The sequence below is a fragment of the Micrococcus sp. iso_26 genome, assembly GCF_056172975.1.
The window spans coordinates 2246640-2268942 of sequence record NZ_CM149652.1; the positions used below are offsets into that span (position 1 = coordinate 2246640).

The window sequence follows — 22303 nt, forward strand, 5'->3', positions numbered from 1 at the left end:
GCCCGGCCCCGCACCGGCTGGGTAGATTCTGTGCCATGGCCTCCCCCTCCCCTGCGTCCGCGCACCCGTCCGCCCCCGAGAGCGGGACGGGCCTGGGGTTCACCGGGGTGGAGGGGATCACCGGGCTCACCGCCGCCGAGGTCGCCGAGCGGGAGGGCGCGGGCCTGGTCAACGTCCAGTCGCGGGACACCTCCCGCTCGCTGGGGCAGATCCTGCGCGTGCACGTGTTCACGCTGTTCAACCTGGCGATCGCGCTGTGCGCCGTCGTCGTGATCCTGATGGGCCGCTGGCTGGACCTGCTGTTCTCGCTGGCGGCCGTGGCCAACGTGGTGATCGGCGTGGTCCAGGAGTACTCGGCCAAGCGGAAGCTGGACCGGATCGCGCTGCTGCACCAGGACGACGTCGTCGTCATCCGGGACGGGGCGCGCGTGCCCCTGCCGATGGCGCAGATCGTGCGGGACGACGTCGTGGTGCTGCGCCGCGGCGACCAGGTGCCCGTGGACGGCGAGGTCCTCGTCTCGGACGGCCTGGACATGGACGAGGCGCTGCTCACCGGCGAGAACGACCCCGTGCCCAAGACCCCCGGGGACGCCGTGCTCTCGGGCTCGGCCGTCGTGGCCGGCGCGGGCCTGGTGCGCGCGACGGCGGTGGGCTCGGCCTCGCACGCGGCCCGGCTGAGCGCCGAGGCCCGCCGCTACTCCGCCATCCACTCGGAGCTGCGCGGCGCCCTGGAGAAGGTGGCCCGCTGGCTGACGATCGCCCTGGTGCCGATCATCGCGGTCATCGTGCACGGCCAGATGACGGCGGTCGGCGGCTGGTCCCTCGCCCTCTCCCAGCCGCGCGAGGCGGCCCTGGAGCCCGCGTTGATCGCGTCCGTGGCGGCGGTGACCAGCATGATCCCGCAGGGCCTGGCGCTCATGACGACCATCGCGTTCGCCGTGGCCGCGCTCAAGCTGGCCCAGCAGGAGGTCCTCATCCAGGAGCAGCCCGCCGTGGAGGTCCTGGCCCGCGTGGACACCGTCTGCCTGGACAAGACCGGCACCCTCACCGAGGGCGGCGTCCGGTTCGACCGGCTCGCCGCGCCCGCCTCGGCGGACGCGTCCCCGGACGCCCACGACGACGGCGCCCCGGCCGAGGTCGGCGACGGGGCTCGGGCCGTGCTCGCCTGGTTCGGCGCGGACCCGGACGTGAACCCCACCGCGGCGGCCCTGCGCGAGCCCTTCACGGCCGTCCCGGCGGTGGACCCCGCGGCCCAGGTGGCGTTCTCCTCCGCGCGCCGGTGGTCGGCGGTCGCGTTCGGCCCGGAGGCCGGGGCCGCGGCCGGCACGTGGCTGCTCGGTGCGCCCGAGGCCCTCGTGGACGAGCGGCTCCTGGGCCCCGACGCCGCCGAGGCCGTCCGCGCCCAGGTCCACGCCGACGCGGACGCCGGCCGCCGCGTGCTGCTGCTGGCCCGCACGGACGAGCCCCTGATCGGGGATGCGTTGCCCGCCGGAGGCGTCCCGGTCGCCGTCGTGACGTTCCGCGAGAACGTGCGCCCGGACGCCGCCGAGACCCTCGACTACTTCCACGCGCAGGGCGTGCGGACCGTGGTGATCTCCGGGGACAGCCCGCGCACCGTGGCCGCCGTGGCGCGCGAGGTGGGTCTCGAGGTGGCGGGCCAGGCCTACGACGGGCGCACCCTGCCGGAGGACCCCGGCGCGCTCGCCGACGTGATGGCCGAGCACGACGTGTTCGGCCGCGTCAGCCCGGACCAGAAGAAGGCGATGGTGCAGGCGCTGCAGTCGCGCGGGCACGTGGTGGCCATGACCGGCGACGGCGTGAACGACGCCCTGGCCCTGAAGACCGCGGACCTGGGCATCGCCATGGGCAACGCGGCCCCGGCCACCAAGGCGGTGTCCCGGATGGTGCTCCTGGACGGGCGCTTCGACCGCCTGCCACGCGTGCTCGGCGAGGGCCGCCAGGTGATCGCCAACATGGAGCGGCTCGCCCACATCTACCTGACGAAGACGACGTACGCGCTGCTGTTCGGCGTGGTGTTCTCCCTGTTCGCGTGGCAGTTCCCGCTGCTGCCACGGCAGGCCTCCACCGTGGACTTCATCATGATCGGCGCACCCACGTTCTTCCTCGCCCTGCTGCCGAACCCGCGCCGCTACGTGCCCGGCTTCCTGGGGCGGGCGCTGCGGTTCGCGATCCCCTCCGGCGCGGTGATCCTGCTGTCCATGGTGACGTTGCAGACGTACGTGCGCCTCACCGCCGGCGACGTCGACCTGCCCCGCCAGCAGGCCGCCTTCATGATCACCCTGACCCTGCTGGGCCTGTGGGTGCTCAGCGTGATGTCCCGGCCGCTGAGCGCGCGCGTGGTGGTCCTCATCCTGGCGATGTACGCGGTGCTGGCCGCCGTCGTGCTGGTGCCGGCCTCCCGCTGGTACCACCGGATGGAGGTCCCGCCCACGGACGTGCTCGTGGCCGCGCTGGTGGTCGCCGCGCTCGGGTGCGGACTGATCGAGGTCATCCACCAGGTGCACCGCCGCCACGTGGCGAGGGTGCTGGCCGCCGCGGGGGCCTGAGACCCCTCAGCGGCGGGCGCGACGCACGGCGGCCCGGTAGTCGAGCCACGTCCACACCAGCACGACGACGGCGACCAGCAGGTACGCGACGTCCCACGCGCTGAGCCGCTCCCCGGCCACCACGCCCGGGAGACGGGTGGCCAGGATGAGCAGCACGAGCGCGGTGACCGCCCAGGCCCGCCGGCGGGGCGCGGCGACCCGGTCCTTCTGGAAGCCCGCGGCGTACGACTCCGGGGAGCCGAGCTCCTCGGCCAGCGGGCGCCCGGCCGCGGCCCCGCGTGCCCGCGCGTCACGGACGATCTCGGCCACCCGTGCGTCGGGCAGGTCCTTGCGCAGCCGCAGGACGCCGGCGAGGCGGCGGGCCCAGGCGTCGTCGTCGAGGGCGGCGGGGGGCTCCCCCACGGGCCGGCGGGCCGGCGGGAGCAGCCGGTGCGCGAGCCAGGCGAGGCCCGCGCAGACCGGGGCGACGGCGAGCAGCCAGAACGTGCTCCCGGTGAACAGGTGCGTCTGCGCGTTCACCTCGACGAGCCACCATGCGAGCACCAGCCCGAGGGCCAGGAGGGCGGCGACGGCCACCAGCGTGGCGGCCAGCCGCGGGACGCGGGCGAGGAGCCGCTCCCAGAGGACCATCACCGCCGCCCCGGGCACACTCATGAGCACCGGGGACAGCAGCAGCCCCCACGTGTAGTCGGTGGTGAGTCCGTCCCGGAGCAGCCAGACCAGGCAGAACAGGACGGCGATGCCGGCCGCGACCGTGAAGCCGAGCACCGGCACATCGCGCCAGGTGGCGTCGGGTGTGACGGGGTCGGAGTGGGGGCGGATGGTCATCGGCCGGGTCCTTCCTGTGTGCTCCGTTGCGGATCCCTTCCGGCGACCCTACGGCCTGCTCGAGCACGTCTCCGCATCGGGCGCCCTCCCTCGTGCCGGCGTCGGCGTCGCTCTACCGTGGGGCCATGGACTCCACGCTCTTCACCCGTTCGGCCGACCGCGCCGCCCACGACGACGTCAACTTCCGCACCCGCAAGTGGGTCAAGCCGGAGGACCTCAACGCGAACAACACCCTCTTCGGCGGCTCGCTGCTGCGCTGGGTCGACGAGGAGGCGGCCATCTACGCGACCCTGCAGCTGGGCAACCCGCGGTGCGTGACGAAGCTGATCTCGGAGATCAACTTCCTGGCCTCGGCGAAGCAGGGCGACATGATCGAGATGGGCCTGCGCGCCACCGAGTTCGGGCGCACGTCCCTGACCATGCGGGCGAAGGTGCGGAACATCGTGACCGGCGAGATGATCCTGACCATCGACAAGATCGTGTTCGTGTCCCTGGGCGAGGACGGCAAGCCCGTGCCCCACGGCTTCACCGAGATCACCTACGACCGCGACCGTCTGCCCCTGGACAACCCCCTCTGAGCCGGCCCGCCGCCCCACGCGGTCCGGGGGCGGGCGGCTCTAGTCGATGCCGCGGGCGGCCAGGGCGTCCCCGACGTCGTCCGCGTGCTTGAAGCTGAGCACCAGCAGCGGCAGCGCCCAGGCCCACGGCGCCATCCGCACCCCGCGGGCGGCCTGCGCATGCCGGATCTGCTCGGCCAGCGCCCGCAGGTGGCCGATCGAGGAGAGCACCAGGCCCATCGCCAGGCCCACGCGGTCGGCGCGGAACCCCGCCCGCGCCAGGCGCGGCCCCGCCCACGGGATCCGCTCGACCGGCCGCAGCACCGCCTCGGCCGCCCCGGTCATGTCCGCGATCCGGGTGGTGCGCGTCAACACCTGCGCGGTGAGCACGAGCCCGAGCACGCGCGCCACCATGAGTCCGGCGGCGAACGCGTCGGTGAAGATCCACTGCGCCGCGAACAGGACCACGTAGAACAGCCACAGAGCGCGCAGGTCGGAGGCGATCATCGCCGCACCGCGCCGCAGCCCGAAGCCCACGAGATACGCGGTCACGGCACCCACGACGGCGGCGCCCGCGGTCCACAGGGACAGTGGCAGCAGGGTCAGGGCCAACACCCACACCGCGAACAGGCCCGTCTTGAGGCCGGCGCGGGCGTGGTGCAGGGGCGAGTCGCCGTGGATGTACAGGGAGAGCATCAGCGCAGCTCCGCCGCCACGGCGTGATCCAGGAAGTGCTCGTACGCCTCGACCACGTCCTCGGCCGGGCCGGTCCGCTCCACACGGCCGCCGTGGACCCACACGGCCTCGTCGCATGCACGGGCCAGCTCGAGGTCGTGGGTCACCAGCAGCAGCTGGAACCCGTCCGGGGCGGAGGGGTCGGCGGCCAGCAGCCGGTCGGCCACGATCCGCCGGTGCCGGCCGTCCAGCAGGGAGGTCGGCTCGTCGGCGATCACCAGGGACGGCCCGGTGGTCATCACCGAGCACATCGCCAGCCGCTGCGCCTGCCCCGAAGACAGGGACAGGCACGCCCGGTCCGCGAGCGCGGTGAGCCGGTGCTCCTGGAGCGCCGCGGCCACGCGCGCGGCGACGTCGTCCTTGGTCAGGCGGCGGCCGGCGTCGTCCCTGAGCGACTTCACGGTCAGCTCCACGTCCTCCCGGACGGTGGGCATGACCATCTGCGCGGCCGGGTTCGCGAACACGAAGCCGACGGTGCGGCGCAGCGCCTTCACGTCCCGGACGGCGTCCACCCCGTGCACGGTCACCTCCCCGGCGACGACGTCGGCCAGCCCGGCGATCGCGCGGGCCAGCGTGGACTTGCCGGAGCCGTTCTCCCCGATCACCGCCACACGCGGGGCGGTGAGGGTGAGGTCCACGCCGTCGAGGAGCACGACGACGCCCTCGGGGCCATCGGCCTCGACGCGGACGCCCGTGAGGGTGACGGAACGGTCCGGGCTCATCGGAAGGCGCGGGGGTAGGCCTTCCACAGGCCGACGACGAGGATGACGGACACGACGAGCTTGAGCAGGTCACCGGGCACGAACGGGGCCATGGAGAGGACGGCGGCGCCGAACTCCATCCCGGCGATCCCGACGAAGCCGAGCACGCCGAAGAAGTAGACCATCACGACGCCACCGATCAGCCCGGCGACGGCCGCCCCGAGCGCGACCCGTCCGGCGCCGAGGCCGGGCCGGGCCCGGGAGGTGAGGGCCCAGAAGATCAGGCCGACGATCAGCGCGGACGGGATCCAGCCGAGGATGAAGCCGGCCGTCGGGCCGGCGAACACGCCCAGGCCGCCGCGGCCGCCGCTGAGCAGCGGCAGGCCGAGCGCCACGAGGCCGGCGAACAGCGCCATCGAGGCGGCCCCGCGCCACGGGCCGAGGATCACACCGGCCAGGATCACGGCGATGTTCTGCAGCACGATCGGGGCGGGCACACCGGCGACGGCGATCGGCGGCACCAGACCGAGGACGGCCATCAACGCGGTCATGACGGCGATGCGCGCGAGGCTGCCGCCGGCGGAACCGCGACGGGGGCGGCCGGCGTCGGTGGGGCGGTCCGCCGTCGTGGTGGCCGCGGGGCGGACGTGGCCGTCGTGGGACGAGGGCACGGAAGTGCTCATGGAGGGACTCCTGGTGCGGAAGCGAGTGCGAGGGGGCGCTCAGCCGAGGCGCGGGGCGCATGGCGAGTGCCCGACGAGTTGAACAGTGTTCAGGAGTCTACTGCAGGGGCGGAGGTGTGGGCGGCCGGGGTGCGTTCCCGGGGCGACACCGAGGCAGCGGTTGTCGAGATGCAACGAAGATTTCAGAAACGCGCGAATTTGATTCATACGCCGGTCAGGCCCTGAAGGGTTGACATCGGCTCCTCCTGCCCCTCGCCTGACCAGCGCACGGGATCACGGGCGCTACGCTCGATCCATGTGTCGAGATGCAGCGAAGATTTCACAAACGCGCAAGTATGTTTCATACGACCACGAGTCACTTAGGTCTTGACCTTTGAACATCGATCGACTAAGGGTCATAGGGGACTGGTGCACGTGTAGGTGACAGCCGTCTTCACGCCGCGTCTGCGGGCGTGTGGTCCATGATCAACTCGTACTCGACCGGCGTCAATCGGCCCAGGCGCACCTGCCGGCGGCGGCGGTGGTAGGTCCGCTCGATCCAGGTGATGATCCCGGCCCGCAGCTCGTCCCGGGTGTCCCAGTCGCGTCGGTCCAGCACGTTCTTCTGCAGCAACGCGAAGAAGGACTCCATAGCCGCGTTGTCCCCGGCAGCACCGACCTGACCCATGGACCCGATCAGCCCGTGGGTGGTGAGGGCGTCCTGGAATAGGGCCGAGCGGAACTGCGAGCCGCGGTCCGAGTGCACGATGCACCCGGCCACCGCATCGGTGCCGCCGCGGCGTGCCACGGCCTGCTCGAGGGCGTTCACGGCCAACGAGGCCTGCATACGCCCGGCCATGGAGTACCCCACGATCCTGCCGGCGTAGAGATCCTTGATCGCGCAGAGGTAGAGCTTGCCCTCACTGGTGGGGTGCTCGGTGATGTCGGTCAGCCACAGCCGGTTCGGAGCTTCGGCAGAGAAGTCCCGGCGGACGTGGTCGTCGTGCACGGGTGGGCCTGGGCGGGTCCCGTACTTGCCACGCTTGGCCCCGAACCCGCAGTGCCACCCGTTCTGGCGGCAGAGCCGCCAGGCAGTACGGGCGGCCATTCGCTCCCCGGCCGCCTCGGCCTCGTCCCGCAGCAGCCGGTACCCGAACTCCGGATCGTTCAGGTGAGCGGCGTGCAGGGCGTTGGCCCGGTAGGCCTGCTCCACCTCAGAAACGGCGACGGGCTGGTCCCGCCAGCGGTAGTAGGGCTGGCGGGCGAGCTTGAGGACCCGCAAGGACACCGCGACCGGGATCTGGTCGGCGGCGAGCTCGGACACGAGCGGGTACATCATTTTTTCGGCAGGTTCGCCTGGGAGAGGTAGGCCGCGGCGCGGCGTAGGACTTCGTTCTCCTGCTCGAGGAGCCGGATCCTGCGGCGGGCTGCGCGGAGTTCTTCGGCCTCGGCCTTGGTGGTGCCTGGGATGTTGCCTGCTTCGATATCGGCCTGGCGAATCCAGTTCGTCAGGCAGGACTCGGAGATGCCGAAGTCCTTCGCGATGTCTTTCAGATGGGTGCCGGGCTCACGGTTCTGCGCGACCCGGACGACATCATCGCGGAACTCTTTGGGGTAGGGGGCGGGCATGGTGCACATCCTTCCCTGTGGTGTGGGAACACCACAGATCGTATGTCACCTGTACGTGCGTCAGTCCCTCCCTCGGCCGTCGGCCTGTGCACGATCGGCCCCTTGACCACAGGGGTCAGGAGCACCGGGGTCGGGACGCGGATATGGTCTGTCGTTCCCAGGGCCGGGGCTTCTGCTCCATCGCCGACCGGCGTCGAGGCGTGCCACCCACCTGTCGCACCGCCCCACCCCGCCAAGATCACCGTGTGGTCTCGTACGGCGCCGGCAGGTTGACTCCCTAGGGGGGACCGACTGCAGCGGGCCGCGGAGGGGAGTCCTAGTAGTGGTTATCGCGCGACGTCGACGGTGCCCCGGTCGGGCACCGTGGCGGTCAGGAGGACCGCGGCCAGCGCCCCGCCGACAATGAAGATGTCCGCGATGTTGCCGATGAACCAGTTCCCGTAGGCGAGGAAGTCCACCACGTGGCCTTGCCCGAATGACGGTGGGCGCAGGAGCCGGTCACCCAGGTGGGAAGTCACCGCGCCGCCGAGACACCCGATCACGATCGCCCAGGACACGGTACGGACCCGGAGGGTGAACCAGATCGCCGCGGCGACCGCCACCGCCGAGATGATGGTGAAGATCCAGGTCGAGTTGGCCCCGAACGAGAAGGCCGCCCCGGGGTTGTAGGCCAGCTGGAGCCCGAGCAGCTCACCCAGGAGCGGGACTCGCTCGCCCGTGGACAGGCTGTTCTCCGCCCACCACTTGGTCACCTGGTCCAGGACCACTACGCCGGCCCCGATCGCAATGGTCAAGAGCACCAGGGGGTACCTGCGCCGGTGGTTCATTCGTGTCCTTTCGCGATGCGCCCGTTTCCCGGCGCCTCAGTGGATCTGCTGACCCCGGCGCGACCTGTGAAATCGCTGGCAGGTACCGGATGGACCGGACAGGTCGGGTCTCACCGGGCCTGGGCGTCTCTGTCCCGCAGGCACGGTAGGAGCTCATCCCGTGGTGGCGGGTTGGGCTTGCCGGTCGGTGAGGGGTTCCAGGGCGGTGCGTCGGGTGGTGGCGGCGCGCAGGCCGTTGCCGATGACGATGACCTCGGCGACCTCGTGGACCAGGACCACGGCGGCCAGGCCGAGGACGCCGGTGATGGCCAGCGGCAGCAGCACGGCGATGATCAGCAGCGAGAGAATGATGTTCTGATTGATGATGGCCCGGCCGCGGCGGGCGTGGGCCAGAGCTTGGGGGATCAGGCGCAGGTCGTGGCCGGTGAAGGCGACATCGGCGGATTCGATGGCTGCGTCCGAGCCGGTGGCGCCCATGGCGATGCCGACCTCGGCGGCGGCCAGGGCGGGAGAGTCGTTGATGCCGTCACCGATCATCGCGGTGGGCCGGGTGCCGGTCAACTGGTGGACGGCGGTGGCCTTGTCCTCGGGGCGCAACTCGGCGCGCACGTCGTCGATGCCGGCCTGGTCGGCGATCGCCCGGGCGGTGCGGGCGTTGTCCCCGGTGAGCATGGTCAGGTCGATGCCCTGGCCGGTCAGGGTGGTCACGACGGTGGGGACCTCAGGGCGCAGTTCGTCACGGACCCCGATGGCCCCGGCGACCGCCCCGTCGCGGTGGATGATGACCACGGTCATGCCCTGGTCCTCCAGCCCCTGGACCTGGGCCGCCAGGGGGCCGGGGGCCAGCCAGCGGGGGCTGCCGACGGTGACGGTAGCCCCGTCCAGGCGGCCGGTGATCCCGTGCCCGGCGGTCTCGGTGACGCCCTCGGCCGCGGGCGTGTCCGGGGTGGCGGCGGTGATGGCCGCGGCCAACGGGTGGGTGCTGTGCTGTTCCAGTGCCGCGGCCCAGCCCAGCACTTGGTCCTCGGTGATGCCGGGGGCGGCGAGCACGGCGGTGACGGTGGGCTGGTTGCGGGTCAGGGTCCCGGTCTTGTCCACCGCCAGGTGGCGGATCCCGCCGAGGCGCTCGAAGGCGGCCCCGGATTTGATGACCACCCCGAACCGGCTGGCCGCGCCGATCGCCGAGACCACGGTGACCGGCACCGCGATGGCCAGCGCGCAGGGCGAGGCGGCCACCAACACCACCAGGGCGCGGGTGATCCACAGTTCCGGGTCCCCGAGCAGGGACCCGAGGGCCGCGACGAGCACGGCCAGGATGAGCACCCCGGGCACCAGGGGCTTCGCGATCCGGTCGGCCAGCCGGGCCCGGTCCCCCTTCTCGGCCTGGGCCTGTTCGACCAGGTGCACGATGGTGGTCAGGGAGTTGTCGGTGCCGGCGGCGGTGGCGTCAATCTCCAGGGCCCCGGCGGTATTGATCGACCCGGCCGAGACGGTGTCTCCCGGGCCGACCTCGACCGGGATGGACTCGCCGGTGATCGCCGAGGTGTCCAGGGAACTGCGCCCGGTACGCACGATCCCGTCGGTGGCGACCCGTTCCCCGGGCCGGACCACGAGCACCTGCCCGGGTCGCAGGTCCTTGGCCTCGACCTCCACCGTGGCCCCGCCGGCCCGGATGGTCGCGGTCTCGGGCACCAGTTTCAGCAGGGCGCGCAGGCCCGCCCGGGCCCGGTCCATGGCCTTGTCTTCCAGGGCCTCGGCGATGGAGTACAGGAACGCCAGGGCGGCGGCCTCCTCGATGTAGCCCAGGATCACCGCGCCGATGGCGCTGATCGTCATCAGCAGTCCGATCCCGAGCCGGCCCCGGGTGAACAATCCGCGCAGCGCCCCGGGCACGAAGGTCCAGGCGCCCAGCACCAGCCCGACCCAGAACACCACCGTGGCCACGAGACCGGCCCCGGACCATTCCAGGACCAGCCCGGTGAGGAACGCCAGCCCGGAGAGCGCCGGGAGCAGGATGGCTGCATCGCGCCACCACGGCCGGTGCTCCTCGTGCTCCTCGGGTGCACCGGGAGTGGGGGTCGGGGCCTCGCAGCCGCAGGCGGCGCTCACGAGGCCACCTCCGCCGTGTCGCAGCACCGGGGTACCGGGCAGCCCGGGTCCAGGCAGGGCGCGGAGGCATCCACCGCGAGGGTCACCTCGAGCAGACTGCTCAGCGCCCGGGCCAGGTGCGCATCGACGATCGCGTACCGGGTGCGGCGGCCCTGGTGCTCGACGGCCACGATCCCGCAGTCCCGCAGGCAGGCCAGGTGGTTCGACACGTTCGACCGGCTCAGCCCCAGGGCCTGGGCCAGCTCGGCCGGATACCCGGGGCCCTCCAGCAGGGACAGCAGGATCCGGGATCGGGTGGGGTCGGCCATCGCCCGGCCCAGCCGGTTCATCACGTCCAACCGTGTCGCAATCGTCAGCATGTGGTGAACTATACAGCCTGCACTGTAGTCTCTTGCGGGGTTTCGCCCGGGCCGGGCGACCCCGATCGATTGAATCAGTGAGGACCCTCCGTGACTGCCCGTTGCTGCCCCACCTTCCCGCATCGCCGCTGCCGGGGCCGAGGAGGACGGCCATGAGCCTGGGTGGGTTCTTCGCCGAGATGGTCCAGTCCGGGGCACTGCTGGTGGCGATGCCGCTGGCCGTGGTCGCCGGGCTGGTGTCCTTCCTCTCCCCGTGCATCTTGCCGCTGGTGCCCGGATACCTGGGGTATGTCTCCGGGCTGGCCGACCCGCGCCGGGCGGACAACCGGCGCCGGGTGATGACCGGGGTGGGACTGTTCATTATGGGCTTCGCCGCGGTGTTCACCCTCTACGGGGCCGCCTTCGGGGTGATCGGCGGGTGGCTGTTGCAGTGGCAGGACGCGCTGATCCGGGCCTTGGGGGTGTTCGTGATCCTGATGGGCCTGGTGCTCATCGGCTGGCTGCCGTTCCTGCAGAACACCCGGCGGATGTCCTTCCAGCCCAGGACCGGGATCGCCGGGGCCCCGCTGCTCGGGGTGGTCTTCGGCCTGGGCTGGACCCCGTGTATGGGCCCGACCCTCAGCGCCGTGCTGGCGTTGAGCACCACCACCGGGGACCCCTGGCGCGGGGCCCTGCTGGGCTTCCTCTACTGTCTGGGCCTGGGCATCCCCTTCGTGCTGGTGGCGATGGGCCTGGACTGGGTCACCCGAACGCTGGGCTTCGTCCGCCGCCACATCCGCGCCTTCAACATCATCGGCGGGGTACTGCTGGTGCTCGTCGGGGTGCTGATGGTCACCGGGATCTGGACCCTGTGGATCTACCAGCTGCAGAACCTGGCCGGCACCTTCACCACCCCCGTCTAACCCCGCCCGCACACGCCCCCCACCTCACGGATTGGACCGCTCGTGACTTCCCCTGACCCCACCGCTTCCACCCCGTCTTCTCCCACCCCGTCCCGGCAGCGCCGGGCCAAGATCGTGGTCTGGGTGCTGCTGGGCCTGGTCGTGGCCGCCGCCCTCATCGGTTACCTTGTGGCCCGCGGGACCGCCACCGCCCAGCAGCAGGACCCCAACCAGTCCACCGCCCAGTCCACCGGGCAGTCGACTGGGTCTGCCGGTCAGTTGGTGCGGGAGAATAGCCGGGTGCTCTCGCAGGCCCCCAATGAGAAGGCCGTGCTGGTGGAGTTCCTGGACTTCGAGTGCGAGGCCTGCGCGGCGGCTTACCCCTTCGTGGAGGACCTGCGCGCCGAGTATGCGGACACCGTGACCTTCGTGCACCGGTACTTCCCGCTGCCGGGCCACCCGAACTCGGTCACCGCGGCCATCGCCGTGGAGGCCGCTGCCCAGCAGGGCGCCTACGAGTCGATGTACCAGAAGATGTTCGAGACCCAGACCGAGTGGAGCCACACCACGGAGGACCGCAGCCCGGTCTTCCGGGCCTACGCCGAAGAGTTGGGCCTGGACATGGCCGCCTACGATGCCGCGGTGGCCGACCCGGCCACCCGGGACCGGGTCGAGCTGGACGTGGCCGACGGCACCGCCCTGGGCGTGGCCGGGACCCCGACCTTCTACCTCGACGGTGAGCCGCTCACCGTGAACAGCCTGGAAGAGTTCACCGCCGCCGTCGAGGCCGCCACCCAGGACTGACCGCCCGGACCATCCGCGGCCACCCGGGCCAGAGCAGAGGACCGAGAGCAAAGGACTTCCCATGACCGACCGGCTCACCGAGCCCACCGCCCCGAGCGCCGCCTCCCCAGTATCGGCAGCCGGCCCGGCGCCGGCCCCGGCGTGGTTCACCGGGCGCCGGGCCTTCGGCCTGGTGCTGCTCGTCACCGGCGCCGTCGGCTGGATCGCCTCGGCGACCCTGGTCCTCGAACGCCTCGCCCTCTACGAGAACCCCGGCCACACCACCAGCTGTGACATCAACCCCTGGGTGTCCTGCGGACGGGTCATGGGCACCTGGCAGTCCGAGCTGTTCGGCTTCCCCAACCCGCTGATCGGCATCGTCGCCTTCGCCGTGGTGATCTCCACCGCGATGGTCGTGCTCTCCGGGGCCCGGCCCGGCCGCGGGTACTGGCTCGGGCTGCAGGCCGGGGTCACCCTCGGGATAGGGTTCGTGGCCTGGCTGTGGTTCCAGGCCCTGTACGAGATCTACATCCTCTGCTTGTACTGCATGATCGTCTGGGCGGCCATGATCCCCCTGTTCCTCCTGCTCACCGCCCGCAACCTCGCCCACGGCGTGATCCCCGCCCCGCCGGGGGTGGTCCGGTTCGCCACCGGCTGGGCCGGGACCCTCATCGCCGTCGCCTACGTCGCCGTCGCCGGCTCGGTCTTCGTCCAGTTCCTCCCCGCCTTCACCGGCTTCTGACCGGTCCTGGGGCGCGACCTCGCCATTATCGACTGAAGGCGCTATCATCGTCGTATGACGATGATTAAGGAGCCGGGGGTGTCCCCGGCGGCGGGCCTGGGCCCGGCGGCGGCGCTGTTCCACGGGTTCTCCGACCCCACCCGGTTGGCGATCCTGCGGCACCTGGCCACCGGGGAGCACAAGGTGCGCGAGCTGACCGAGCACCTCGGGTTGGCCCAGTCCACGGTCAGTGCGCACCTGGCCTGCCTGGCCGGCTGCGGGTTGGTGGCCTCCCGGCCGGTGGGCCGGGCCTCGCTGTACGCCCTGGCCGCCGAGCCCGAGCTGCTTCAGGTGCTGGCCGCCGCCGAGCGGCTGCTGACGGTCACCGGGCACGCGGTCGAGCTCTGCCCACACTCCGGCACCCCGGGCCCCGACGGCCCCGCCGCGGCCTGAGCCCGGTCCCGGAGAAGGAGGACACAGTTAATGGGTGCACACCACCACGCCTCGCCGGCGCACCGCTGGCGGCTGGCGGTCGCTTTCGCCATCACCACGGCGGTGCTGCTGGCCGAGGTGGCCGGGGCGCTGATCACCGGCAGCCTGGCCCTACTGGTGGACGCGGCGCACATGCTCACCGACGCTGGCGGGTTGCTGATGGCCCTGCTGGCCTCCACCCTGATGGCCCGGCCGCCCACGGCCCGGCGCACCTGGGGGTTCCTGCGCGCCGAGGTGTTGGCCGCCCTGGCCCAGGCCGCCATCCTGCTGGCCGTGGGTCTCTACGCCTTCATCGAGGGCCTGCAGCGACTGTTCGCCCCGCCCGAGGTAGCCTCCGGCCCTCTGCTGCTGTTCGGGATCCTCGGCTTGGCCGGTAACCTCGCCTCGCTGGCCGTCCTCGGCTCCGGCCGCGGGGCCAACCTGAACATGCGCGCCGCGTTCCTGGAGGTCCTCAACGATGCGCTGGGCTCGGTGGCCGTGATCGCCAGCGCCCTGGTCATCGCCACCACCGGCTGGGCGCAGGCCGACGCCGTGGCCGGGATGCTCATCGCCGTGTTGATTGTGCCCCGCACCCTGAAGATCCTGGCCGAGGCCGCGCACATCCTGCTCGAATCCACCCCCCGGGACCTGGACCTCGCCGAGGTTCGGGACCACCTTGAAGCGGTGCCGCACGTGGTGTCCGTGCACGACCTGCACGCCTCCCAGATCGCCACCGGGGTCCCCGTGCTCAGCGCCCACGTCGTCGTCGAGGACCACTGCTTCCACGACGGGCACGCCCCCCAGATCCTGGACCAGCTCCAACACTGCGTCGCCGAGCACTTCGACGTGGCGATCGACCACTCCACCTTCCAACTCGAACCCGCCGCCCACGCCCACCACGAACACCCCACCCACCACTGACCCAGTGGGGCTGGTTGAGCAATAGACGCGTCCGCAGGAGGAACCCCCCACCGGACACACCCGCAGCCGACATGGATGAACAGTGGCACGCCACTAGGGACATCCCGCATGACCCGTCCGGTGGTCCGTCCCGCGACGGCACGTCATACGACACGCCCCCGGGTGGGTCACCATCGGCGGCACACAGCTCCGCAGCCCGCGGTGGTCATCGGCGTTGGGCCAGCACCTTCTGTCCGGCTTCGCGCAGTTCCCCGGTGGGTGAGACGTGGCGGTAGAGGGTCTGGCGGGTGATGCCCAGTTCCTTACACAGGGCACCGACGTTGGTGTCCTTGTTCCCCATCGAGGCCATCGCCAGGCGGATCTTGGCCGGGGTCATCTTGTAGGGCCGGCCGCCCTTGCGGCCTCGGGCCCGGGCCGAGGCCAGGCCGGCCTTGGTGCGTTCGGAGATCAGCTCGCGTTCGAACTCGGCCAGGGCGGCGAAGATCCCGAACACCAGCTTGCCGGAGGCGGTCGTGGTGTCAATCGCCGCCCCCTGGCCGGTGAGCACCTTCAGGCCCACGCCCCGCTCGGTGAGCTCGTGCACGATGTTGACCAGGTGGCGCAGGTCCCGGCCGAGTCGGTCCAGCTTCCACACCAGCAGGGTATCCCCGGCCCGCAGCGCTTTCAGGCACGCGGCCAGATGGGGACGGTCATCGCTCTTGCCGGAGGCCTTGTCCTCGTACAGAGCCTCCGGTTCCACGCCGGCTTCGAGCAGGGCGTCGCGTTGCAGGTCGGTGGCCTGGGAGCCGTCAGCCTTAGACACCCGCATGTACCCCACGAGCACCGCCCACCACCCCTGTCATTTATTCGATCGTTTATGTGACACGAGGCCCGCAGAGCGAGATGTTGAGAAATATTGTCACGTAACCGGTCATTTATTCTACGTCTCGCAGACGGTCACGGCGCAGCTATGGTGACAGGTAGTCCGAAGGGATGCCGAGCTCGGTGAAATTGCTCCGGACGCCTTGGATCACTTCGTCGTTGTCGCGGCGGTACATCGTGCAGAAGTTGAAGAGTTGGCGGGCGGTCTCGGGGGTGGTCCGGGCTTCCTCGACGACGGCCTGAAAGTTCTTTTTGATCTCCTGCCAACGGATGGCGGTGGGGTCCGTGGTTTGTTCGGTGCTGCCGGGGTCGCGGGAAATGTCCGGTTGGGGCAGGAACACCTCGGCTTCGCGTCCGGGGCAGGTCATGGCCCGGGTTTCGAACAGGTGTATCGCGGTGGCGGCGGCTTCCAGGGACTGGAGTTGGCGCTGATCGGAGAGTTCCTCGTAGGGGCGCCACGGGCCCTGTCCGGCGCGGACCGGGTGGCCGGTGCGGTCCCACACCTGTCGTGTCAGCCGGCCGGGTGCGCCGCATTCGATGATGGTCGCGCCGAGCTCGTCGAGCAGCGTCCTGAGTAGTCGGAACCAGAGGCCTGCGTGCACCCGGTGTCGGGGAAGGGCGACGGATCCTGTGGTCAGGGCCTGCCAGGTCCGCTGGCCCATGCTCCGGATCGCCGCCCCGACCGGTCGCGGCTCGGGCCTACCCGGCGAGACGTGCCAGAAGTCGTGGTAGCCCACCGGGCCGTTGTGGCGTTCGAGTCGGCAGTGGTGGACGGGGCAGGAGAGCATTAGGGGCACCAGCCACGCCAGTTGGTAGGGGCAGGGAGGGGTGGATTCCATGGTGCAGCGCGGACAGGCCCGGTGTTGCCAGCCGGCATCCGTGGGCAACCAGGCCCGCCAGTCCTCCACGGTACGGTCGCGTCTCCTTCCCCGGGGCAGCAGTACCGCCAGCTGGCGGGTATAGGTGGTGTAGGCCTCCGCCGCTGGCTCGAGTTGGTCCAGCAGCCAGGGGGTCTGCCCGCCGAGAGTCATGGCCCGTATGGTGTCGGTTCCGGTTCTGGTGCGGCCGGCTAGCTGGTTGATGAATTCCTCCGGGGCGGCCACGTCCAGGTCCCCGGGGCGGGAGATGCAGAACCCGGTATCGAGAACGAGGTCCTCGACCTCGGCCCCGTAGCGGTGGGCTATCCGGCGCAGCCAGGAGGTGAGTGCCTCACCGGTGACCGGGGCCGGGTGCACCGGCCACCGAGTGCTCACAGCAGCTCGCGTTCGAAGACCCGGCGGCGTTCGGTCGGCCCGGTGTAGTTAGCCATCGTCAGGGTCCGGTGGTCGATGGCCTCGAGGCCGGACTCGACGGCGGCCACCGCGGCCGCGGTCAGCAGGTGGGCCAGCTCCCCGATGGTGCCCTCGCTGCGGGCCAGCAGGTAGCGGGCCATGTCCTCGGTGTCGATCACCGATGGTTTCCGGAGGGGGAAGGAGGCGGCGAAGCTGGCCAGCAGGGATCTCGCCTGGTCGTCGGCCTCCCAGAGCGGGAGCACGAAGGGTTCGAAGCGGTTCTCCAACTGGTCATCGGAGCGCACCGCCAGGGGGCGTGTCAACTTGTCTGTGTAAGCGGGGTGGTCACAGGTAGGGGTTGATCCGGTCGGGGTAGGCCGCGGCGAGCTGGGCGAGGGCCTGCTTCCAGTTCGTGACGGCCTGGCCTTCGACGAGCCGGCCCTGGGCTTTGCGCTGGCCGGCGGGTTTGCCCCGGTCCCGAGCGCGTTCGGCGGCGCGTTTGTCTTCGATGTTGCAGATCGCCAGCCAGAGCAGCTTCACCGCCGCCTCGGTCGAGGGGAAGTGGCCGCGGTTCTTGGTCACCTTCCGTAGCTGGAAGTTCAGCGACTCGATGCTGTTGGTCGTGTAGATGACCTTGCGGAGCATGGGTGGGAACTGCAGGAACGGGATGAACCGCTCCCAGGAGTTCGCCCAGGTCGCGGCTGCAGACGGGTACTTCGTGCCGAGCTCGGAGGCCTCGAACTCGGCCAGCGCCTTCCTCGCGGTCTCTTCGTTGGGGGCGGTGTAGATCGGCTTCAGCGCGGCGGCGACCTTCTTGCGGTCCTGGTAGGCCACGAACCGCATCGCGGCCCGGATCAGGTGAACCACGCAGGTCTGGACCATCGAGTCCGGCCACGTCGCCTCGATCGCCTCCGGCAGGCCCTTGAGCCCGTCGCAGCACACGATCAGCACGTCCTGCACGCCCCGGTTGGCGAGATCGGCGCAGACGTGGGCCCAGAACGCCGAGCCCTCGGTGTCCTGGACCCAGATCCCCAGCACGTGCTTGATGCCCTCGAGGTCCACGCCGACGGCGATGTAGGCGGCACGGTTGAGGACCTGGCTGTTCTCTCGGATCTTGATCCGGATTGCGTCGAGATAGATCACCGGATAGAACTCCTCCAGCGGCCGCGACTGCCACGCCAGGACCTCTTCGCTCACGGCGTCGGTGATGTTGGAGATCGTCTCGTGCGACAGGTCCGTGCCGATCGTGGAGGCCAGGTGGTGCTGGATGTCCCGGATCGTCATTCCGCCGGCATAGAGGCTGATGATCATGTCATCCAGGCCCCCGAGGCGCCGCTGGCCCTTGGGCACCAGGCGCGGGGTGAACGACCCGCCCCGGTCTCGCGGGACGTCCAGCTCGATCGGCCCGACCTCGGACTCCACGGTCTTCGGGGTGGTCCCGTTGCGGGAGTTGGCGTGCTTCGGCGCCTCGCTCGAGCCCTTCTCGTAGCCCAGATGGCTGGTCAGCTCGGCCTGCAGGCCCCGCTCGAGCGCGGCCTTGACCAGCGCGGGCACGAACCCGCCGTCACCGGTGAGCTCGACGCCGCCCGCGTCGATCTGCGCGAACAGGGCATCAAGCTGCCCTGAGGCTTTCAGCTGCTCGACCAGGTCCTGGCCCGAGGGCTCGCCTGGGTTCTTCTCGTCGATCATGGTCATGATTCTTACCGTTCCTCTCGGTACGGCTTACACAGACCATCTGACACGCCCCCGCCAGGTAGGCCTCGCGGGTGCCGACCCCGACCAGCGGGATGCGCAGTTCGTTGCCCAGAAACCGCAGTAGGTTCAGGAACTCCCGACGGGTGTCCCCGCGACCGGCCAGCACGTTGTGCAGCTCATCAACGACCAGCATCCGCGCCCCGACCTCGCGCAGCAGGGACAAGGCGAGGCGTTCGAGCTCCACCAGACGAGGCCGGGGCCGCAGGGGTGCGCCCAGGACGGACAGGATCGCGGTGTAGAACCGCAAGGGTGATGGTTCCGAGGGCATCTGCACGCACACCACCGGGACCTGCTCCCGGTCCGGTTCGGAGCTGGGCGGGTGCTGCCGGCGGAAGCGCTCGATGATCATCGACTTGCCGTTGTTTGTCGGGCCCACCAGTAGCAGGTTGGGCATGCGCTGCTTCGCCGGCCAGCCGAGCATGGTCTCCAGACGCTCGACGGCCTCGACCGCCTTCGGGTAGCCGATCCAGCGGTCCGCGCGGATCCGCTGGACCCGCTCGGCCGCCGGCAATCGCGCCACCGGCTGCGCGGCCGGGTGCAAGTGGGACAGCTCCAGCGGCTCGTACTCGTTGGCATTCACCATTGCTCGATCTCCCCGAACCGGGCCACCACATCCAAGTCCGTTGGTACGACCGGTGGTTCCGGCACCGGGGGCGTCGGCCTCGTAGTGGTCGTCCCGGTCTGGGTGCGGCGTTGCCTCTCGCGGCGGGTGCGCTTGGTGGTCTTCTGGGCGGTCTCGGAGATGGTGCGCATCTGCTCGATCATCCGGAACAGGCCCGACTCGTCGACTTCGGTGGCCCCACGCTCGCGCAGCCGGGCCAGAGCCTGCCGGTGCTCCCACACGCTGACCGCCGGGTTCGACAACGCCCGATACGGGACCTCGATGTACGCGGTGCCCTCGGGGTCCAGCACCCAGATGCGGCTGATATCGCGCGGATCCCGCCGGATGAGGAACCGCTCCAGGGCCTCGCGGCGTGCGATCCACGGCTTGAGCGCATTGGCGAAATAGTGGACATGGTCCAGAACAAACCCGGTGCGCGTGAGCTTGCGGCGGAACACGGGCAGAAAGTCCACTAAGAACGCCGTTGGGTTGGCCGTCGTCATCGGGGTACTGGTCGCTGCGACCGACTCGACCCACCGTCCGGCCGGGGTCTGGCCCAGCGTGGAGTGCACCGTGTCGTGGTAGGTCGCCACAGCCAACACCAGCCACCGCTCCAACTCGGCAATCGTCAGTGCGGCCATCTTCTCGGCGTCGTACGCTCCACGCTCGACTGGGTTCGAAAACGTGGTCCCCGGCAGCTCGTGGATCTGTCGCATGGCCGTGCCGATGACCCGCTCGACGATCCCGCCGTAATGCGGCCGGCCCAGCGGGCGGTAGTCGAGGCTGATACCGTGCTGGTCGCACCCGCGGGTGAGCGCTTCGCTCTTGAACTCCCGAGCATTGTCCACATACAGGGCCTTCGGCTTGCCACTCATCGGCCAGGCCGCGTCGATTCCGAGCCGCTCCAGCCAGGGCCGCTTGTCACCGGCCGCATGGGCCAGGCACAACCCCACCGACACCGCCGAGGGCGGCTCCAAGGTCACCACCATTCCAACCAGACACCGACTGCACACGTCGATGGCCACCGTCAGATACGGCCGTCCGATCGGCTGACGGTCACGGTCATCGACCACGATCAGATCCATGACCGTGTGATCGATCTGCACCTGGTCCAGGATCGACTCGACTACCGGAACCTCGTCCCCGGCCGATTGCAACGGCCGGACGCTCTCGGCCCCCTCGCGCCGCCGGCCCACCTCGACCGGATTCATCCGAGCGATCCGCGCGGCCACCGTGTTCCGTGCCGGAGCCGGCAGCCCCTGCACGGCGCAGGCCCGCGTGATCTCCCGATGCAGGGAGGCAATGCTGCGCTTCTGCCGGGTCAAGTACCGCTGGCACACCAGCTCACGGATGATCTGCTCCACTGGCTCCGTCAGCCGGCCCCCACCCTTGCCACCATCCGATCGCCGGGGGACAAGATCAGTGACCAGGCCCGAGCCCCGCCGGTACCGCTCCAGCAGCACGTACACCCGGCGCCGGGAGATCCCCAGCTCCATCGCGGCTTCGTCGACGGCAGCCAGTCCCACTGGATCGTGCTCGGCCAGGCGACCGATCACCCCGGCCCGCAACCGGGCCTGCTCCCACTCACGCTCGGGCACCGCAAGCACGCCCGGTCCAGCCATCTCATCCTGGTCGCCGTCCACGCCCGCCTCCTCATAGAGAACAGGACTACTGAGCAGATGCGACGCTAGTGCACAGGACTACTGAACGACCAGGGCTCGGGAGTCGACGACACCACCCCCGAGAGGACGGGCCCGAGAGCGCAGTCGACTTCTGAAAATGACACGAGGACTGAGCTCGCTCGACGTACGGTGAAGGATCCCCTTACGGGCATGCGATCTGGGCTGACGCCTGTGACCGAGTGTTCAGTTCGCGCTGTATAGTTCAATCCATGATGACTATTGCTTCGCGTCTCGACGTGATGAACCGCCTGGGTCGTGCACTGGCCGACCCCACTCGATCCCGGATCATCTTGACCCTGCTCAACCATCCCGCTTACCCGGCGGAACTGGCCCGAGATCTGGACCTGACACGCCCGAACGTGTCCAACCACCTGGCATGCCTGCGCGATTGCGGGATCGTCGTCTCCGAGCCCGAGGGTCGTCGGACACGATATGAGATCGCCGATTCGCACCTGGCGCAGGCGCTGACGGCACTGGTCGATGCCACCCTGGCAGTGGACGAAGACGCCCCGTGCATCGATCCCGCCTGCTCGCTTCCCGGATGCGACGCAGCTGGGGAGGGCGCATGAGCCTCACCTCGGTCTTGCAGGCGATGGGCCTGTTCGCAGCGACCAACATCGACGACATCATCGTGCTCTCCCTCTTCTTCGCGCGAGGGGCAGGCCAGCGCGGCACTACCGCCCGCATTCTGGCCGGCCAGTACCTCGGATTCGCCGGCATCCTCGGTGCCGCGGTCCTGGTGACCATCGGCGCCGGAGCATTCCTGCCCTCGGCAGCCATCCCGTACTTCGGCCTCATCCCTCTGGGCCTCGGCCTCTGGGCCGCATGGCAGGCCTGGCGCGGAGACGATGACGACGATGACGACGAGGCCAAGGTTGCCGGCAAGAAGGTCGGCGTGTGGACAGTCGCAGGCGTCACCCTTGCCAACGGCGGCGACAACATCGGCGTCTACACCCCTGTCTTCCTCAGCGTGGAACCTCTCGCAGTAGTCGCCTACTGCATCGTCTTCCTCGCGCTCGTCGCGGTCCTGGTGGCCCTGGCAAAGTTCGTCGCCACCCGCCCCCCGATCGCCGAAGTGCTCGAACGCTGGGAGAACATCCTCTTCCCCATCGTTCTCATCGGCCTCGGCATCGTGATCCTCGTCAGCGGCGGAGCCTTCGGACTCTGACGTAGCGGCAGCGATCCAAACGGCCCCGACCGGGCGCACCCCTCTCGGTTCAGACCGCGACACCTACCTGCAGCCAGTCCTGCGTGATCGCGGCAACAAGACCGCCACGGAGCGCTGCAAAAACCCCGCCACCAAGCGAACGAAGCCACAGGGCAGGGCGTGTAAAGGGGTATACCCGCGTGGACGTGGGTCAAGAACACTCCGTGCGACCACG

The 22303-nt window shown here is 70.3% G+C and carries 23 protein-coding genes; 9 read left to right on the forward strand and 14 right to left on the reverse strand.

Going from position 1 to position 22303, the window contains the following annotated elements:
• Window positions 1-35 precede the first annotated feature (35 nt).
• The gene (locus AC0VX0_RS10430) at window positions 36-2567 is read left to right on the forward strand and encodes an HAD-IC family P-type ATPase (RefSeq protein WP_036313862.1); all 2532 of its coding nucleotides are present in this window, start codon (window positions 36-38) and stop codon (window positions 2565-2567) included.
• Window positions 2568-2573: 6 nt separating this feature from the next.
• Here the strand turns inward: AC0VX0_RS10430 and AC0VX0_RS10435 are convergent, their stop codons facing one another.
• The gene (locus AC0VX0_RS10435) at window positions 2574-3395 is read right to left on the reverse strand and encodes a hypothetical protein (protein ID WP_036313859.1); all 822 of its coding nucleotides are present in this window, start codon (window positions 3393-3395) and stop codon (window positions 2574-2576) included.
• A gap of 125 nt (window positions 3396-3520) precedes the next feature.
• Between AC0VX0_RS10435 and AC0VX0_RS10440 the strand changes: the two genes are divergently transcribed.
• Window positions 3521-3973 (forward strand): acyl-CoA thioesterase, encoded by a 453-nt coding sequence (locus AC0VX0_RS10440; protein WP_049147545.1) that lies wholly within the window; start codon window positions 3521-3523, stop codon window positions 3971-3973.
• Window positions 3974-4012: 39 nt separating this feature from the next.
• Here the strand turns inward: AC0VX0_RS10440 and AC0VX0_RS10445 are convergent, their stop codons facing one another.
• The 7 genes from AC0VX0_RS10445 to cmtR (AC0VX0_RS10475) form a co-directional block, all read right to left on the reverse strand.
• On the reverse strand, window positions 4013-4648 hold the full coding sequence (locus tag AC0VX0_RS10445) for an energy-coupling factor transporter transmembrane component T family protein (RefSeq protein WP_036313856.1): 636 nt from the start codon (window positions 4646-4648) through the stop codon (window positions 4013-4015).
• Window positions 4648-5409, reverse strand: coding sequence for an energy-coupling factor ABC transporter ATP-binding protein (locus AC0VX0_RS10450; RefSeq protein WP_036313854.1), 762 nt, complete (start codon window positions 5407-5409; stop codon window positions 4648-4650). The genes AC0VX0_RS10445 and AC0VX0_RS10450 overlap by 1 nt, the downstream gene beginning before the upstream one ends.
• Window positions 5406-6071, reverse strand: coding sequence for a biotin transporter BioY (locus AC0VX0_RS10455; protein ID WP_036313851.1), 666 nt, complete (start codon window positions 6069-6071; stop codon window positions 5406-5408). The genes AC0VX0_RS10450 and AC0VX0_RS10455 overlap by 4 nt, the downstream gene beginning before the upstream one ends.
• 433 nt (window positions 6072-6504) lie before the next feature.
• Window positions 6505-7679 (reverse strand): IS3 family transposase gene (locus tag AC0VX0_RS10460; protein ID WP_102708792.1). Its coding sequence is split into 2 segments (ribosomal slippage): window positions 6505-7392 and window positions 7395-7679, totalling 1173 coding nucleotides; the frame shifts between segments, so codons are not numbered across the junction.
• Window positions 7680-8005: 326 nt separating this feature from the next.
• The gene (locus AC0VX0_RS10465; RefSeq protein WP_230297579.1) at window positions 8006-8479 is read right to left on the reverse strand and encodes a signal peptidase II; all 474 of its coding nucleotides are present in this window, start codon (window positions 8477-8479) and stop codon (window positions 8006-8008) included.
• 180 nt (window positions 8480-8659) lie between these two features.
• Entirely contained in the window at window positions 8660-10615 is a 1956-nt protein-coding gene (locus AC0VX0_RS10470) for a heavy metal translocating P-type ATPase (RefSeq protein ID WP_170721174.1), read from the reverse strand.
• The gene (cmtR, locus tag AC0VX0_RS10475) at window positions 10612-10974 is read right to left on the reverse strand and encodes a Cd(II)/Pb(II)-sensing metalloregulatory transcriptional regulator CmtR (protein ID WP_036313923.1); all 363 of its coding nucleotides are present in this window, start codon (window positions 10972-10974) and stop codon (window positions 10612-10614) included. The genes AC0VX0_RS10470 and cmtR (AC0VX0_RS10475) overlap by 4 nt, the downstream gene beginning before the upstream one ends.
• A 152-nt stretch (window positions 10975-11126) precedes the next feature.
• Here cmtR (AC0VX0_RS10475) and AC0VX0_RS10480 point away from each other — a divergent pair, with 152 nt between their 5' ends.
• From AC0VX0_RS10480 to AC0VX0_RS10500, 5 genes are all read left to right on the forward strand, one after another.
• Window positions 11127-11876, forward strand: coding sequence for a cytochrome c biogenesis CcdA family protein (locus tag AC0VX0_RS10480; protein WP_036313837.1), 750 nt, complete (start codon window positions 11127-11129; stop codon window positions 11874-11876).
• 42 nt (window positions 11877-11918) lie between these two features.
• Window positions 11919-12659, forward strand: a complete 741-nt coding sequence (locus AC0VX0_RS10485; protein WP_036313834.1) for a DsbA family protein — start codon at window positions 11919-11921, stop codon at window positions 12657-12659.
• Window positions 12660-12720: 61 nt separating this feature from the next.
• A complete protein-coding gene (locus AC0VX0_RS10490; protein ID WP_036313831.1) occupies window positions 12721-13380 on the forward strand; it encodes a vitamin K epoxide reductase family protein in 660 nt (219 codons plus the stop codon).
• 54 nt (window positions 13381-13434) lie between these two features.
• Window positions 13435-13812: an ArsR/SmtB family transcription factor gene (locus AC0VX0_RS10495; protein WP_036313828.1), complete on the forward strand. Its 378-nt coding sequence runs from the start codon at window positions 13435-13437 to the stop codon at window positions 13810-13812.
• A 30-nt stretch (window positions 13813-13842) separates the two neighbouring features.
• Window positions 13843-14751 (forward strand): cation diffusion facilitator family transporter, encoded by a 909-nt coding sequence (locus tag AC0VX0_RS10500; RefSeq protein WP_036313825.1) that lies wholly within the window; start codon window positions 13843-13845, stop codon window positions 14749-14751.
• 205 nt (window positions 14752-14956) lie between these two features.
• Here AC0VX0_RS10500 and AC0VX0_RS10505 read toward each other — a convergent pair whose 3' ends face one another.
• From AC0VX0_RS10505 to AC0VX0_RS10530, 6 genes are all read right to left on the reverse strand, one after another.
• On the reverse strand, window positions 14957-15574 hold the full coding sequence (locus AC0VX0_RS10505; RefSeq protein ID WP_036313821.1) for a recombinase family protein: 618 nt from the start codon (window positions 15572-15574) through the stop codon (window positions 14957-14959).
• A gap of 124 nt (window positions 15575-15698) precedes the next feature.
• Window positions 15699-16865, reverse strand: coding sequence for a TniQ family protein (locus AC0VX0_RS10510; protein ID WP_083325297.1), 1167 nt, complete (start codon window positions 16863-16865; stop codon window positions 15699-15701).
• Window positions 16862-17206, reverse strand: coding sequence for a hypothetical protein (locus tag AC0VX0_RS10515; protein WP_458118454.1), 345 nt, complete (start codon window positions 17204-17206; stop codon window positions 16862-16864). Before AC0VX0_RS10515 ends, AC0VX0_RS10510 begins: the two co-directional genes overlap by 4 nt.
• A 22-nt stretch (window positions 17207-17228) precedes the next feature.
• Window positions 17229-18572: an IS256-like element ISMlu11 family transposase gene (locus AC0VX0_RS10520; protein ID WP_012750929.1), complete on the reverse strand. Its 1344-nt coding sequence runs from the start codon at window positions 18570-18572 to the stop codon at window positions 17229-17231.
• Window positions 18496-19221: a TniB family NTP-binding protein gene (locus AC0VX0_RS10525; protein ID WP_475451635.1), complete on the reverse strand. Its 726-nt coding sequence runs from the start codon at window positions 19219-19221 to the stop codon at window positions 18496-18498. Before AC0VX0_RS10525 ends, AC0VX0_RS10520 begins: the two co-directional genes overlap by 77 nt.
• The gene (locus AC0VX0_RS10530; RefSeq protein WP_102708790.1) at window positions 19215-20882 is read right to left on the reverse strand and encodes a Mu transposase C-terminal domain-containing protein; all 1668 of its coding nucleotides are present in this window, start codon (window positions 20880-20882) and stop codon (window positions 19215-19217) included. Before AC0VX0_RS10530 ends, AC0VX0_RS10525 begins: the two co-directional genes overlap by 7 nt.
• Before the next feature lie 248 nt (window positions 20883-21130).
• Between AC0VX0_RS10530 and cmtR (AC0VX0_RS10535) the strand changes: the two genes are divergently transcribed.
• Window positions 21131-21490, forward strand: coding sequence for a Cd(II)/Pb(II)-sensing metalloregulatory transcriptional regulator CmtR (gene cmtR, locus AC0VX0_RS10535; RefSeq protein ID WP_475451638.1), 360 nt, complete (start codon window positions 21131-21133; stop codon window positions 21488-21490).
• The gene (locus AC0VX0_RS10540) at window positions 21487-22089 is read left to right on the forward strand and encodes a cadmium resistance transporter (protein WP_036318100.1); all 603 of its coding nucleotides are present in this window, start codon (window positions 21487-21489) and stop codon (window positions 22087-22089) included. Before cmtR (AC0VX0_RS10535) ends, AC0VX0_RS10540 begins: the two co-directional genes overlap by 4 nt.
• Window positions 22090-22303: the final 214 nt, after the last annotated feature.